This window comes from Streptomyces sp. SYP-A7185 (genome assembly GCF_046103685.1).
Lineage (GTDB): Bacteria > Actinomycetota > Actinomycetes > Streptomycetales > Streptomycetaceae > Streptomyces.
The window spans coordinates 4,598,602-4,611,947 of sequence record NZ_CP122310.1 but is presented as its reverse complement, the minus strand read 5'-3'; the positions used below and the strand labels follow the sequence as shown (position 1 = coordinate 4,611,947).

Sequence of the window (13,346 nt, the reverse complement as noted above, 5' to 3'; positions counted from 1 at the left end):
TCACCCGCCGGTGTCCCCCCGCATTCACCCGCCGGTGCGCGGCGCATTCACCTGCCGGCGGCCGACCCGTTCACCCGCCGGAGGCCCACGCGTTCTTCCGGCGGCACCCCGTGCCTGCCTCCGAACGGCCTCCGCTCACCTCTGAAGCGGGGCCAACGCTTCCCACGGCAGGGTCACTTCGCCCTGCCGCCACCGTGCGGGGCGGTCCGCCACCGGCCAGTCCGCGGTCAGGGTCCGTACCGCCCTGATCCAGCGCTGCCGGGCGCCGTACGAGGCGTAGGGCGCGGCAGCCGCCCAGGCCCGGTCGAAGTCGCGCAGGAACGCGTGCACCGGCTCGCCCGGAACGTTCCGGTGGATCAGCGCCTTGGGCAGGCGCTCGGCGAGGTCGGACGGCCGGTCGAGCGAGCCGAGGCGGGTCGCGAAGGTCACCGTGCGCGGCCCTTGTGGTCCCAGCGCCACCCAGACGTGGCGCCGTCCGATCTCGTCGCACGTCCCCTCCACGAGCAGCCCGCCGGGTGCCAGCCGCCCGCACAGCCGCTCCCACACGGCGGCGACCTGCTCCTCGTCGTACTGCCTGAGCACGTTCGCGGCCCTGATCAGCAGGGGCCTGCCCGGCAGCGGGACCTCGAAGCCGCCGTGCCGGAAGGAGAGCCCCTCGCGCTCGTACGGCCGCGCGGCCTCGACCCGCGCCGGATCGATCTCGACGCCGACCACGCGCGCGTGCGGGGCGGCGGTCCTGAGACGGGCCAGCAGTTCGACGGCCGTCCAGGGGGCGGCCCCGTAACCGAGGTCGACGGCGACGGGCTCGGGGGAGCGGCGCAGCCGGGCCCCGTGCGTGGCGGCGATCCAGCGGTCCATGCGGCGCAGCCGGTTGGGGTTGGTGGTCCCGCGCGTCACCGTTCCCACGGGGCGGGAAGGGGTGCGGGAGGCCATGGGGAAAGGGTATGCGCCGTGGGGGAGGGGGTACGCGTCGAGCCGTGTGACGCGGCGGGAACCGTGTGAGGCCACGGGGGCCATGCGAGGCCACGGGAGCCGCGTGAGGCATAGGCGCCCCCTGAGGCAAACGCGTCGCCTGAGGCATAGGCGTCGCCTGAGGTAATCGGTTGAGACGCAACCAGTAATGATTTGGCAAAGAGGAAATGGAGCTGCTCCTTCCGATGTTCTCCCTCTGGAGGACCGTGCACGCCCTCCCTTAAGCCATGCCCGCGCGCGCACAAGGAGGACCGCCACGTGAGCCAGTACGTGACCAGGCTCGGCCGTCGCTCGCCGGCAGTGCCCAGCAGGCTGCGGCTCCCCGGCTCCCACCGGCGCCCCCGCCGGGTCGCCATGCTCAGCGTGCACACGTCCCCGCTGCACCAGCCCGGCACGGGCGACGCGGGCGGCATGAACGTCTACATCGTGGAGCTGGCCAAGCGCCTCGCGGCCATCAACATCGAGGTCGAGATCTTCACGCGCTCCACGACGGGCGCCCTGCCGCCCACCGTGGAACTCGCTCCGGGCGTCCTCGTGCGCCACGTCGACGCGGGTCCGTACGAAGGCCTGGCGAAGGAGGAGCTGCCCGCCCAGCTCTGCGCCTTCACGCACGGCGTGATGCAGGCCTGGGCGGGCCACCGCCCCGGCCACTACGACCTGGTCCACTCCCACTACTGGCTCAGCGGTCACGTCGGCTGGCTCGCCGCCGAGCGCTGGGGCGTGCCGCTGGTGCACGCCATGCACACGATGGCCAAGGTCAAGAACGCGGCGCTGGCGGAGGGCGACACCCCGGAGCCCGCGGCCCGCGTCATCGGCGAGACGCAGATCGTACGGGCGGCCGACCGGCTGATCGCCAACACCTCCGAAGAGGCCGACGAACTCGTACGCCACTACGAGGCCGACGCGGGCAAGGTCGCCGTCGTCCACCCCGGCGTGAACCTCGACCGCTTCCGCCCCGCCGACGGCCGCGCGGCGGCCCGCCACCGCCTCGGCCTGCCGCAGGACGCCCTGGTCCCGCTCTTCGCGGGCCGCATCCAGCCCCTCAAGGCGCCGGACGTACTGCTCCGCGCGGTCGCAGTCCTCCTGGACCAGCGCCCCGAGCTGCGCTCGAACATCGTCGTCCCCGTGGTGGGCGGCCCCAGCGGCAGCGGGCTCGCGAAGCCCGAGGGGCTCCAGAAGCTGGCCGCCCGGCTGGGCATCGCGGACGTGGTCCGCTTCCAGCCGCCGGTGGGCCAGGAGCAGCTCGCGGACTGGTTCCGCGCGGCCTCGGTCCTGGTGATGCCCTCGTACAGCGAGTCGTTCGGCCTGGTGGCGATAGAGGCGCAGGCGGCGGGCACTCCGGTGCTCGCGGCGTCGGTGGGCGGTCTGCCCGTCGCCGTACGCGACGGGGTGACGGGCTTCCTGGTCGACGGCCACGAACCGGCCCACTACGCGCGCGTGCTGCGCGATTTCGCCGAGAACCCCCACCTCGTGGACCGCATGGGCGACGCGGCGGCACGGCACGCGCAGTCCTTCGGCTGGGACACGGCCGCGTCGGCCACGGCCGACGTGTACACGGCGGCCGTGCACGAGCACAGGCGTCGCGTACGCTCGCATCATGGCTGATGAGGCGGCGAGGGACGCGGCATCCAAGGGCGCGGCGGTGAACGAAACGGCGGCGCGGGACGCGGCGGTGAAGGACGCGGCGGCGATCATCGAGGGGACGCTGACCGAGGCGGACCTGGCGTGGGAGACCCCGGAAGCCGGCTCGTACGTGGTGACGCTCCCCGGAACCCGCAAGCTCTCCACGACCCTCTCCCTCAAGGTCGGCAAGCACGCGCTCACGCTGATGGCGTTCGTGATCCGGCACCCGGACGAGAACCACGACGCGGTGCACCGCTGGCTCCTGGAGCGGAACCTCCGCCTGTACGGCGTGAGTTACGCGATCGACTCCCTCGGCGACATCTACCTCACCGGCAAGCTGCCGCTCGCGGCGGTCACGCCGGAGGAGCTGGACCGTCTGCTCGGCTCGGTCCTGGAGAACGCGGACGGCTCCTTCAACACCCTCCTGGAGCTGGGATTCGCGTCGGCGATCCGCAAGGAGTACGCCTGGCGGGTGTCGCGGGGGGAGTCCACGCGGAACCTGGACGCGTTCAGCCATCTGACCCAGCCGCAGGGCTAGTAAATCCCCGATGAGCCCCTGAGCCCCTGAGCCCCAGAGCCCCAGAGCCCCAGAGCCCCAGAGCCCCAGAGCCCTCGTGTCCCTGCGGAACATGCGCGCCGTTCCCTGCGGAACATGCGCGCCGTGCGGGACATCTTCCCCGCGTGGAGCTCCCGTGGCATGCTCGCCGCCATCGCAGACATGAATGGTGTTCACATCCATGGAAGGTGGCGGCGGGCATGGACAGGGGTACGGGCGGCAAGGGTCAGCCCAGTAGGCGGGGCGTGCTCGGTGGGGCGATAGCCGTGGCGGCGGTGGCCGCGACGGGGGCGACCGGCGGGACGGCGTGGGCGGCCGGAAACGCGGCGGGGGCCTACGCGGGTATGGCGGGGCCCGGCGAAACCCCGGCCCTGTGGCGGGAGTTCAGGGCGACCCCGTACACCCACCCGCAGATCCCCTACGTGGCCCGAGCGGGCGCCCGTGCCGGCGCCCGGCGCCTGCCCCGCCCCAAGGTGGTCGCGAACGTGCGGGATTACGGGGCGAAGCCCGACGGAACCGAGGACGCGGCACCCGCGATCAACCGCGCGCTGGCGGACGCGGGCGCGCGGGGAGGCGGCACGGTCCTCGTCCCGCCCGGCAGGTACCGCATCGACGACGTGATCCGCATCGCCCACGACGACGTGGTCCTGAGGGGAGCGGGCAGCGCCCGCACCACCCTGCACGCGACGAAGAACCTCACGGAACTGATCGGCCCCTACGGCTCGCGCTACGGCGGCGACAAGTCGAGCTGGTCCTGGGCCGGCGGCCTCATCTGGCTCTGCCCGCGCTCCCGTTGGGAGTCGCTGACGGAGGCGATCAAGGCGAAGGCGTGGCCCTTCGAGGGCTGGACGGGCAACAAGCGTGACGAGTGGCGGACGCTGACGACGGTCGCCCCCGCGAGGCGGGGCGACCGCACCCTGAGGGTCACGGACCCGTCCGCACTCCGCCGCGGTGACCTGGTCCTTCTCCGCCTGGCGGACGACGCGGACCACACGCTTCTGGAGCACATGGCGGGCGGGGGCGAGGGGCCCGAGGCGTACACCTGGGACGACAAGACGAAGCTGACGTCGTACGTCCCGTACGAGTGGCCGGTGAGGGTGACGTCGGTGAAGAGGAGCAGCGTCACGCTGGAGCGCCCGCTCCCCCTGGACGTACGCGAGGAATGGGACCCGCGGCTGACGACGCACGTGGGGGCGCTGACGGGGGCGGGGGTGGAGGCGCTCACGCTGGAAGCGGTGGAGACCCCGCAGTCACCCCACCTCCTGGACCGGGGCTATAACGGGGTCACGTTCCAGTGCGCGTACGACTGCTGGGCGGACGACGTGGTGGTGCGTCACGTGGACAACGGCTTCGGCCTGGTGGCGGCTTCGGCCTGCACGCTGCGGCGCACGCGCGTGGAGGGCAGGGGTGCGCACCATCCGTACTTCTGCCGGGAGGGTTCGCACGACAACCTGACCGAGGACTTCCGCGTCGCGCGGCGCACGACTCCGGCGCCGCCGGGCACCCAACTCCACGGCATCAACGTGGAAGGCCTCTCCTCCTACAACGTCTGGTCGCGGGGCGAGATGGAGATGGGCACGTTCGACAGCCACCGGGGCATGCCGTTCGCGAACGTCCGCACGGACATCACGGTCGAGAACAACGGCCGCCACGGCGGAGACGCCAGCGCGGGCCCCCTCTTCGGCGCCCGCTTCACCCACTGGAACATCCGCGTGACGAACGAGCGGGCGGGCCTGATGAAAATAGACGGCCTGGCCCCGTACAGCGCGACGGTGGGCATCAACGAGGTCCGCGAGTTCGACCAGACCGACGTACCGGACTTCACCGGCCCTCTCCACGCCCGCCTGGAGCTGTACGGAACGACGGGCACGGTCCGCCCCCGCAACCTGTACGAGGCGCAGCGCGAGCTGCACCCCTGACCTGACAAGTCCACCGATTCGGCCCCCGACGGACGTTTTGCCGCCAACCCACACTCAACTGCGTGCGCCCATCACGGAGTTCCGGCTAAACAGGAAAGCTGGGGACGTAGCTGGGACGTTCTTTCCCGAAGGCCTGATGGGGAGGGCTGGCCGATGGTGTTGACGATCAACCTCGCGGTTCTGCTGGCGGTCATCATCGTCGTGCGACTACGCAGGCGCACCCAGGCCCGCAAACGGACCGACGAGCAGCTGACGGTGGCCATCGTCCTGGTCTTCGGCGTCCTGATCGCCCCCACGGCCTTCGGCCAATGGATCCTGAACGCCGTGGGCCAACTGGCCCAGGGAATAACAGACGCAGGCACCCCCTGACCCCAGGCACCCCCTGACCCCAGGCACCCCCTGACTCCAGGCAACAGCAAAAAGCCCCCTACCAGCGGAGAACCCGCAGGCAGGGGGCCCGAAGCCGTGGGCTTACTTCTTCTTGCCCTGGTTCTTTACTGCCTCGATGGCTGCCTTTGCTGCCTCTGGGTCCAGGTACGTGCCGCCCTGCTTCAGGGGCTTGAAGTCTTCGTTCAGTTCGTACGACAGCGGGATGCCCGTCGGGATGTTCAGGCCCGCGATGTCCTCGTCCGAGATGCCGTCCAGGTGCTTGACCAGGGCGCGCAGCGAGTTGCCGTGGGCCGCGACCAGGACCGTCTTGCCGGTCAGGAGGTCCGGGACGATGCCGTCGAACCAGTACGGGAGCATGCGGACGACGACGTCCTTGAGGCACTCCGTCTGCGGGCGCAGCTCCGGCGGGAGCGTCGCGTAGCGCGGGTCGGAGAACTGGGAGTACTCCGCGTCGCGGTCCAGCGCCGGCGGCGGGGTGTCGTACGAGCGGCGCCAGAGCATGAACTGCTCCTCGCCGAACTCGGCGAGCGTCTGCGCCTTGTCCTTGCCCTGGAGCGCGCCGTAGTGCCGCTCGTTCAGGCGCCAGCTGCGGTGGACCGGGATCCAGTGGCGGTCCGCGGACTCCAGCGCCAGCTGGGCCGTGCGGATCGCGCGCTTCTGGAGTGACGTGTGGACCACGTCGGGGAGCAGGCCGGCGTCCTTGAGCAGCTCACCGCCGCGGACCGCCTCCTTCTCGCCCTTCTCGTTGAGATTGACGTCCACCCAGCCGGTGAACAGGTTCTTCGCGTTCCACTCGCTCTCGCCGTGACGGAGGAGGATCAGCTTGTACGGTGCGTCGGCCATGCCCCTGAGCGTAATCGAACCCCCGGGTGCCCCGCGCGTCCGCCCGCAGCCCGGACAGCGCGGCCACCGGCTCGCGGACAGTTGACGGGTTCTGTTAATCCGCTGGCTCTTCCGCACACGGAAGTCGTAATGTTCGCTCGTCGCTAGCGACACTTACATGCTTGCCGCTGATCCTGTGGGGGACCCGATGCCACTCGCCGCCCTGAGACGTGCCGCCAAGGAGTCCGTCTCCGGTCTTCCCCGCGAGTTCTGGTGGCTGTGGACCAGCACCCTCGTCAACCGCCTCGGCGCCTTCGTCGCCACCTTCATGGCGCTCTATCTGACCCTCGACCGCGGCTACTCCGCCACGTACGCCGGCCTCGTCGCCGCCCTGCACGGCCTCGGCGGCGTCATCTCCTCGCTCGGCGCGGGCGTGATGACCGACCGGCTCGGGCGGCGCCCCACCCTCCTCATCGCCCAGGCCTCCACCGCCCTGTCCGTCGCCCTCCTCGGCTTCATGAAGGACCCCCTGGCCATCGCGGCCGTCGCCTTCCTCGTCGGCATGGCCAGCAACGCCTCGCGCCCCGCCGTCCAGGCGATGATGGCCGACATCGTCCGCCCCGAGGACCGGGTGCGGGCCTTCTCGCTCAACTACTGGGCCATCAACCTCGGCTTCGCCATCTCGTCCACCGGCGCCGGTTTCATCGCCGAGTTCAGCTACCTCGCCGGATTCCTCATCGAAGCCGCGATGACCATGGTCTGCGCCGTCGTCGTCTTCGCGAAGCTGCCGGAGTCGCGGCCCGTGCGGACCGCCCTGGAGAAGGAGGCGGAGCCGGACGTCGGGCTCGGGACCGTCCTGCGCGACGGGCGCTTCATGGGCGTCGTCGGGCTCTCGTTCCTCATCGCGCTGATCTTCATGCAGGGTTCCGTGGGCCTGCCCGTCGCCATGGGAGAGGCCGGGTTCACGCCCGCCGACTACGGCCTCGCGATCGCCGTCAACGGCGTCCTGATCGTCGCCCTCCAGATCCCCGTCACCCGGTTCATCGAACACCGCGACCCGCAGCGCCTGCTCGTCGTCTCCGCGCTGCTCGCCGGCTACGGCTTCGGGCTCACCGCCTTCGCCGGGTCCATCGGCGTCTTCGCCCTGACGGTGTGCGTCTGGACCCTCGCCGAGATCGTGAACGCCCCGACGCAGACCGGCCTCGTCGTACGGCTCTCCCCGCTCCACGGCAGGGGCCGCTACCAGGGCATGTACACGCTGTCCTGGGCCGTCGCCGCGCTCGTCGCCCCGCTGATGTCCGGCTTCGTCATCGACCGCTTCGGAGCGGAGTGGCTCTGGGGCACCTGCGCGGTCATCGGCACCGTCGCCGCCCTCGGCTACTGGTCGCTGATGAGGGGGTTGCCCGAAGAAGAGACGGTGGGTGCGGTGCCCGCATCCACCGTCCCCGCACCCACCGTCCCCGCACCCGACGCGGTCGCCGACAGCATCCCCGGTGTCACCCGGTGAAGCGTTCGGTCACCGGGTGAAGCGATCGGTCACCCGGTGAACCGATCGGTCACCGGGTGAAGTTCAGGTACCTCCACGACCCGTGCGTCGTCGAGTTCACGTTGTCCCCCGACGACCCGTTCACGTACGACGCACGCATCCGCGCCCGGATGCCCGACTCGCCGGGAGCCTCCAGGCGCACCGCGGACTTGCCGTTCGTGCCGAGGCCGAAGTACTCGGAAGCACCCGCGGAACGCCACCTGCCGTCCACGCGCACCTCCAGCTGGAAGCGGTGCTTGCGGCCCTGGTAGTACGTCATCGACGTCGTGAGGACCGGGTCGGTGTTCTTGTGGAAGTAGTAGTACTTCGTGGAGCCGATCTTGCCCGTCTTGTAGTGCTTGGAGACGGCGGTGGAGACCTGCACCTTGGCGCCCGCCGTGGACGTGGCCTTCTTGGAGGCGTAGCGGGCGTCGCCCGCGAAGACGGCGGTCACGGTCGTGTCGCGCTTCATGTCGACCGTGGCCGACAGGTCGCCGCGCGAGTTGACGACCCCCTTCTTGACCAGCTTGTTCGGCTTGTCGGAGCCATAGGGATTGGCCCAGATCTCGACCGTACGGTTCTTGTACGTGCTGCCCAGGTGCGCGGTGAAGGAGACGTCGGCCCCGTACGAGTAGACGTTGCCGTTCTTGTTCAGCGTCAGCGTGGTCTTGGACCGCGAGACCTCGACCGTGTCCGAACCGGAGGTCGCGGCGTGCGAGGCGTCACCCGCGTACGCGACCTTGTACGTCACCTTGCCGCCGGCGGGCGGGGTGTCGGTGAACGAGAAGGAGCCGTCCGCCTTGGTCTTCACCGCGGGCAGCTTCTTGCCGTCCGGGGAGTCCACGTCCTTGCGCGTGACCGTCAGTTCGGTCCCGGCGGGCAGCGGCGTCGCCGTGTCGGCGAGCTTGCCGGTGACGGTGAGGGACTTGGCGCGGGGCGCCTGCGCGGGGGCGGCGACCGTGAGCTTGGGCAGGGACTTGCCCGGCTCGGTCAGGACCCGCAGCGAGAAGACCCCCTCGCTGTTCTCGGAGACCGCGAAAAGGCGGCTGCCGTCCGGGGCCCAGGCCAAGCCGCCGTCGACGAGCGTGTCCGAGCCGCTGCTGTTGCCGGTGTTCGGGAAGTCGTACTCCCGCACCTTGGACCACTTGCCCTGGCGGTAGATGTGCACGTCCGGCCCATACCAGGAGGAGGTGCCCGCCGCCACGGTGCCGTCCGGGGCGATGTCCACGGCGGTTCCGTAGTCCCCGGAGTCGTAGCGGCCCAGGGGAGCGAGGTCCGTGGTGGAGTACACCGGGTGGTAGTACGGGGAGCCGCTGGCCGTGACGACCTGCGTCCCGTCGGGGGATACCGCGATGTCGTCGAAGAAGCCGCCCTCCACCGGCTTGGAGACCTTCAGCTCGGCCTTCGGACCCGACACGTCGTACACGGTCAGGGCGTCGCTGCTGGTGTCCTTCTCGCCGGCGACGAGGACGCCCGAGTCGGGGTCGGAGCCGAGTTCGGGAGCCGAGTAGAAGCTCGCGTCGCCGTCCTGGCCGAGCGTGACGACGGGTTCGGCGCCGGAGAGGTCGAGCGACCCGATGCCGCCTGCGGCGGACGGGCCGTAGCCGAACCACAGCTTGCCGCTCGCCAGGGCGAGCGTGCGCGGCTTCTCGGCGCCGTCGAGGGCGTAGCTCGCGCTCTGGGTGTACGAGGACGTCTCCACGGAGACGATCTTGTTGAGCCCCGCCACGGCCGCGTACACCTGGCCGGAGTCGGGCGAGAGGGCGAGGCCCTCGACGTCCGGCAGCCCGTCCAGGGTGGCCTTGACGACGCCGGTGTAGTCCGTGACGACGATCTTGCCGCCGCGCGGGTCGGAGACGTAGACGCGCTGGTGCTCCCCGTCCACGAGCACGTCGCCCGCCGACTTCACGTTCAGGAGCTTCCACGAGTCCGCCGCGGCCGGGGCGGACGTCACCGCGACGAGCGCCGCGGAGCTGAAGAGGACCGCGAGCGCTGTCGCGGTCGAGATGGTGCGCGTACGCACGTTATGTGACCCCCCACATAAGAAGAACCCAGGTCAGACGCCTGGGCCTTGAACCCCGATCACGGGGCCCTCACAGTAAGGCATCCCCGTGAAGGTTGTGGAGGGAGTTTCACGAGTGGGTTTTGGGACTCCGGGACCGGTGTGGAGCGTCCGCGTCCGGTGCGGCGGGGTCTCGGCACGCGCGTGTGCGCCGTTGGTGCGCCCCTCTCCGGTGGGCATGGAACGGGCATCAGGCAGTACGCCCTCGAGGAGGAGACCCATGGCCGCGTCCCCCAAGACCGAATCCGTGCCCGAGCAGTCGGTCGTCACGCCGGGCCTGCCCACGCTCGTGCTCCTTGGCTCCTGCGGCTGCGGCTCGGGCTGCGGCTGCGGCTGCCAGTCGGGCGGATCGTGCCAGTGCGGCGGCGGCTGCGGCTGACGCCCACGGAAGCGCGGAAACACGGAAGCGCGGAAACACGGAAGCGCGGAAACACGGAAACGGGGTGTGTCCCGCACCATCGGTGCGGGACACACCCCGTCACGCGCGCAGCCACGTCGCGTGAAGCCGCGCCAAACCAGCCTCAGGCGCCCTCGACCGGCGTCCCCGTCGGCTGCATCTCGTCCGCGTGCTCGCCCGTCACCAGGTAGACGACCCGCTTCGCGACCGACACCGCGTGGTCGGCGAACCGCTCGTAGTAGCGGCCCAGGAGCGTCACGTCCACGGCCGTCTCGATGCCGTGCTTCCAGCGGTCGTCCATCAGGTGCTGGAAGAGCGTGCGGTGCAGCAGGTCCATCTCGTCGTCGTCCTGCTCCAGCTGGAGCGCGAGGTCGACGTCCTTGGTGATGATGACCTCCGCCGCCTTGGCCATCAGCCGCTGCGCGAGCTGCCCCATCTCCAGGATGGTCGCGTGCAGGTCGTGCGGAACGGCCGACGACGGGAAGCGCAGCCGGGCCAGCTTGGCGACGTGCTGGGCGAGGTCGCCCGAGCGCTCCAGGTCGGCGCTCATCCGCAGCGAGGTGACGACGATGCGCAGATCGGTGGCGACCGGCTGCTGGCGCGCGAGCAGGGCTATCGCGCGCGCCTCCAGCTCATGCTGGAGATCGTCGACCTTCTGGTCGGCGGCGATCACGCTCTCCGCCAGCTTCAGGTCGGCGTCGAGCATGGCCGTCGTGGCGCGCCCGATCGCGGACCCGACCAGACGGGCCATCTCGACCAGGCCCTCGCCGATCGAGTCAAGTTCCTCGTGGTACGCGTCCCGCATGTGGATGTCCCTCTCTAGTACGTCCCGGGGGGTGACCCCCACGCTCCCACGGTGCGGCCCCGACGCGTCCGTTTCCGGCATCCGGAGTGAACCGCCCCTGTCACCGAGGTGAACTGTGGGCGACGGGCAGCGCCCCGCCCGGATCCGCGCCGGTGCGGTCCCGGGCAACCCGTTCGGCCGAAGTGAACCAACACGGTCCCCTCGGTGAACTCTGGGCGACGAGTGTTCGAGCGGGCACCCGGATGGCTGGGGCAGGTGCTCGTCCGGCGCATAACCTTGAGGCATGGACGTGAACGCGGCGGTCGCCGCAGCGGCAGCGATCGCCGGGGTGTGCACCGGTGTCATCGCCATGCTGGCGTTCCGCTGGAGCGAGCGCGACCTGAAACGCCCCACCCGGACCTCCCTGCACACCGACCCCGTACTGCCGCCGGGCGTCGACACGGTTCTCTCCGTGCTCCGCTCGTCGGCCGTCGTGCTCGACGAGGCGGACAGCGTCGTCAAGGCGAGCTCGGCCGCGTACGCGCTGGGCCTGGTCCGCGGCGGCAAGCTCGCCGTGGAGCCCATGCTCCAGATGACGCGCGACACCCGCCGCGACGGCGAGATACGCCAGGTCGAGCTGGACCTGCCGCGGCGCGGCACCGGCCGGGGCGAGGCCCTGGCCGTCTCGGCGCGCGTGGCGCCCCTCGGCTCCCGGCTGGTCCTGCTCCTGGTGGAGGACCTCACCGAGGCCCGCCGCATCGAAGCCGTACGACGCGACTTCGTCGCGAACGTGAGCCACGAGCTGAAGACCCCGGTGGGCGCGCTCTCCCTGCTCTCCGAGGCCGTCATGGACGCCTCGGACGACCCCGAGGCGGTCGAGCGCTTCGCGGGCCGCATGCAGATCGAGGCGACCCGCCTGACCAACCTCGTCCAGGAGCTCATCGACCTCTCCCGGGTCCAGAACGACGATCCCCTGGAGGACGCCGAACCCGTCCGTGTCGATGAACTGGTGGCGGAGGCGATCGACCGCAGCCGCCACCAGGCCTCCCACAAGCAGATCACCATGGCCGCGGGCGGCACCGCCGACCTCCAGATATGGGGCAACCGCGGCCAGCTGGCGGCGGCCCTCGGCAACCTCGTCGAGAACGCCGTCAACTACTCGCCCGCGCGCACCCGGGTCGGCATCGCCGCCCGCAGGGTCAACGCGCCGGGCGGAGACTTCATCGAGGTGGCCGTCACCGACCAGGGGATCGGCATCTCCGACAAGGACAAGGAGCGCATCTTCGAGCGCTTCTACCGCGTGGACCCGGCCCGCTCCCGGGCCACCGGCGGCACCGGCCTCGGCCTCGCCATCGTCAAACACGTGGCCGCCTCGCACGGCGGGGAGGTCACCGTGTGGAGCTCCGAGGGACAGGGCTCCACCTTCACCCTGCGGCTGCCCGAAGCAGCCGCGTACCGCGACCGCGGATCCGGTCACGGCGGAGACGGCAGTGAAGCCGGCACCGCACGGCCCGACGAGATCACTGCGTACGAACCCATCCCTGCCCCGGAGGTCCTTCCGTGACCCGAGTGCTCGTCGTCGAGGACGAGGAATCCTTCTCCGACGCCCTCTCCTACATGCTTCGCAAAGAGGGCTTCGAGGTCGCCATCGCGGCCACCGGCCCGGACGGACTCGACGAGTTCGAGCGCAACGGCGCCGACCTCGTCCTGCTCGACCTGATGCTGCCCGGCCTGCCCGGCACCGAGGTCTGCCGTCAGCTGCGCGGCCGCTCGAACGTCCCGGTGATCATGGTCACCGCCAAGGACAGCGAGATCGACAAGGTGGTCGGCCTGGAAATAGGAGCCGACGACTACGTCACCAAGCCCTTCTCCTCGCGCGAACTGGTGGCCCGCATCCGCGCGGTCCTGCGCCGCCGCGGCGAGCCCGAGGAGGTCGCCCCGCAGGCCCTGGAGGCCGGCCCGGTCCGGATGGACGTGGACCGTCACGTCGTCACGGTCTCCGGCTCCAAGGTCGACCTGCCCCTCAAGGAGTTCGACCTCCTGGAGATGCTCCTGCGCAACGCGGGCCGCGTCCTGACCCGTATGCAGCTCATCGACCGCGTCTGGGGCGCGGACTACGTGGGGGACACCAAGACCCTCGACGTCCACGTCAAGCGCCTGCGCGCCAAGATCGAGCCGGACCCGGGCGCCCCGCGCTATCTGGTGACGGTCCGGGGCCTGGGCTACAAGTTCGAGCCGTAGAGGGCCCCACGGCAGCCGCGTGAGCCGCTGCCGGACACGCGAAAGGGCGGGAACC

General features: G+C 70.8%; 12 protein-coding genes. 8 read left to right on the top strand and 4 right to left on the bottom strand.

Annotated features, from left to right (window positions below; translation table 11 throughout):
• Positions 1-135: 135 nt before the first annotated feature.
• Entirely contained in the window at positions 136-933 is a 798-nt protein-coding gene (locus QBL25_RS20100) for a class I SAM-dependent methyltransferase (protein ID WP_409058423.1), read from the bottom strand.
• Positions 934-1,230: 297 nt separating this feature from the next.
• Between QBL25_RS20100 and mshA the strand changes: the two genes are divergently transcribed.
• The 4 genes from mshA to QBL25_RS20080 all read left to right on the top strand — a co-directional run bounded on the left by mshA (position 1,231) and on the right by QBL25_RS20080 (position 5,439).
• On the top strand, positions 1,231-2,577 hold the full coding sequence (gene mshA, locus QBL25_RS20095; protein WP_409058422.1) for a D-inositol-3-phosphate glycosyltransferase: 1,347 nt from the start codon (positions 1,231-1,233) through the stop codon (positions 2,575-2,577).
• Between the two features lie 67 nt (positions 2,578-2,644).
• Entirely contained in the window at positions 2,645-3,133 is a 489-nt protein-coding gene (locus QBL25_RS20090; RefSeq protein WP_409062718.1) for a YbjN domain-containing protein, read from the top strand.
• A gap of 218 nt (positions 3,134-3,351) precedes the next feature.
• Positions 3,352-5,070, top strand: coding sequence for a glycoside hydrolase family 55 protein (locus QBL25_RS20085; RefSeq protein WP_409058421.1), 1,719 nt, complete (start codon positions 3,352-3,354; stop codon positions 5,068-5,070).
• Positions 5,071-5,223: 153 nt separating this feature from the next.
• On the top strand, positions 5,224-5,439 hold the full coding sequence (locus tag QBL25_RS20080; protein ID WP_409058420.1) for a hypothetical protein: 216 nt from the start codon (positions 5,224-5,226) through the stop codon (positions 5,437-5,439).
• A 102-nt stretch (positions 5,440-5,541) separates the two neighbouring features.
• Here QBL25_RS20080 and QBL25_RS20075 read toward each other — a convergent pair whose 3' ends face one another.
• The gene (locus QBL25_RS20075; RefSeq protein WP_409058419.1) at positions 5,542-6,303 is read right to left on the bottom strand and encodes a phosphoglyceromutase; all 762 of its coding nucleotides are present in this window, start codon (positions 6,301-6,303) and stop codon (positions 5,542-5,544) included.
• Between the two features lie 187 nt (positions 6,304-6,490).
• On the opposite strand from QBL25_RS20075, the gene QBL25_RS20070 reads away from it, so the two are divergent.
• Positions 6,491-7,789: an MDR family MFS transporter gene (locus tag QBL25_RS20070; protein WP_409058418.1), complete on the top strand. Its 1,299-nt coding sequence runs from the start codon at positions 6,491-6,493 to the stop codon at positions 7,787-7,789.
• A gap of 49 nt (positions 7,790-7,838) precedes the next feature.
• Here the strand turns inward: QBL25_RS20070 and QBL25_RS20065 are convergent, their stop codons facing one another.
• Entirely contained in the window at positions 7,839-9,830 is a 1,992-nt protein-coding gene (locus QBL25_RS20065) for a YncE family protein (protein WP_409058417.1), read from the bottom strand.
• Between the two features lie 259 nt (positions 9,831-10,089).
• Here QBL25_RS20065 and QBL25_RS20060 point away from each other — a divergent pair, with 259 nt between their 5' ends.
• Positions 10,090-10,248: a hypothetical protein gene (locus tag QBL25_RS20060; RefSeq protein ID WP_409058416.1), complete on the top strand. Its 159-nt coding sequence runs from the start codon at positions 10,090-10,092 to the stop codon at positions 10,246-10,248.
• Positions 10,249-10,390: 142 nt separating this feature from the next.
• Here QBL25_RS20060 and phoU read toward each other — a convergent pair whose 3' ends face one another.
• Positions 10,391-11,071, bottom strand: coding sequence for a phosphate signaling complex protein PhoU (gene phoU, locus QBL25_RS20055; protein ID WP_409062717.1), 681 nt, complete (start codon positions 11,069-11,071; stop codon positions 10,391-10,393).
• Between the two features lie 283 nt (positions 11,072-11,354).
• Here phoU and QBL25_RS20050 point away from each other — a divergent pair, with 283 nt between their 5' ends.
• Positions 11,355-12,614: a sensor histidine kinase gene (locus QBL25_RS20050; protein WP_409058415.1), complete on the top strand. Its 1,260-nt coding sequence runs from the start codon at positions 11,355-11,357 to the stop codon at positions 12,612-12,614.
• Complete coding sequence (locus QBL25_RS20045) at positions 12,611-13,291, top strand: response regulator transcription factor (protein ID WP_018527980.1); 681 nt, start codon at positions 12,611-12,613, stop codon at positions 13,289-13,291. Before QBL25_RS20050 ends, QBL25_RS20045 begins: the two co-directional genes overlap by 4 nt.
• Positions 13,292-13,346 lie beyond the last annotated feature (55 nt).

Excerpts from the sequence above, each read along its gene's own strand:
- QBL25_RS20070 (WP_409058418.1), top strand. The coding sequence starts at position 6,491 with ATGCCACTCGCCGCCCTGAGACGTGCCGCCAAGGAGTCCGTCTCCGGT.
- phoU (WP_409062717.1), bottom strand. The coding sequence starts at position 11,071 with ATGCGGGACGCGTACCACGAGGAACTTGACTCGATCGGCGAGGGCCTG.
- QBL25_RS20050 (WP_409058415.1), top strand. The coding sequence starts at position 11,355 with ATGGACGTGAACGCGGCGGTCGCCGCAGCGGCAGCGATCGCCGGGGTG.
- QBL25_RS20085 (WP_409058421.1), top strand. The coding sequence starts at position 3,352 with ATGGACAGGGGTACGGGCGGCAAGGGTCAGCCCAGTAGGCGGGGCGTG.
- QBL25_RS20080 (WP_409058420.1), top strand. The coding sequence starts at position 5,224 with ATGGTGTTGACGATCAACCTCGCGGTTCTGCTGGCGGTCATCATCGTC.
- QBL25_RS20100 (WP_409058423.1), bottom strand. The coding sequence starts at position 933 with ATGGCCTCCCGCACCCCTTCCCGCCCCGTGGGAACGGTGACGCGCGGG.
- QBL25_RS20075 (WP_409058419.1), bottom strand. The coding sequence starts at position 6,303 with ATGGCCGACGCACCGTACAAGCTGATCCTCCTCCGTCACGGCGAGAGC.
- QBL25_RS20060 (WP_409058416.1), top strand. The coding sequence starts at position 10,090 with ATGGCCGCGTCCCCCAAGACCGAATCCGTGCCCGAGCAGTCGGTCGTC.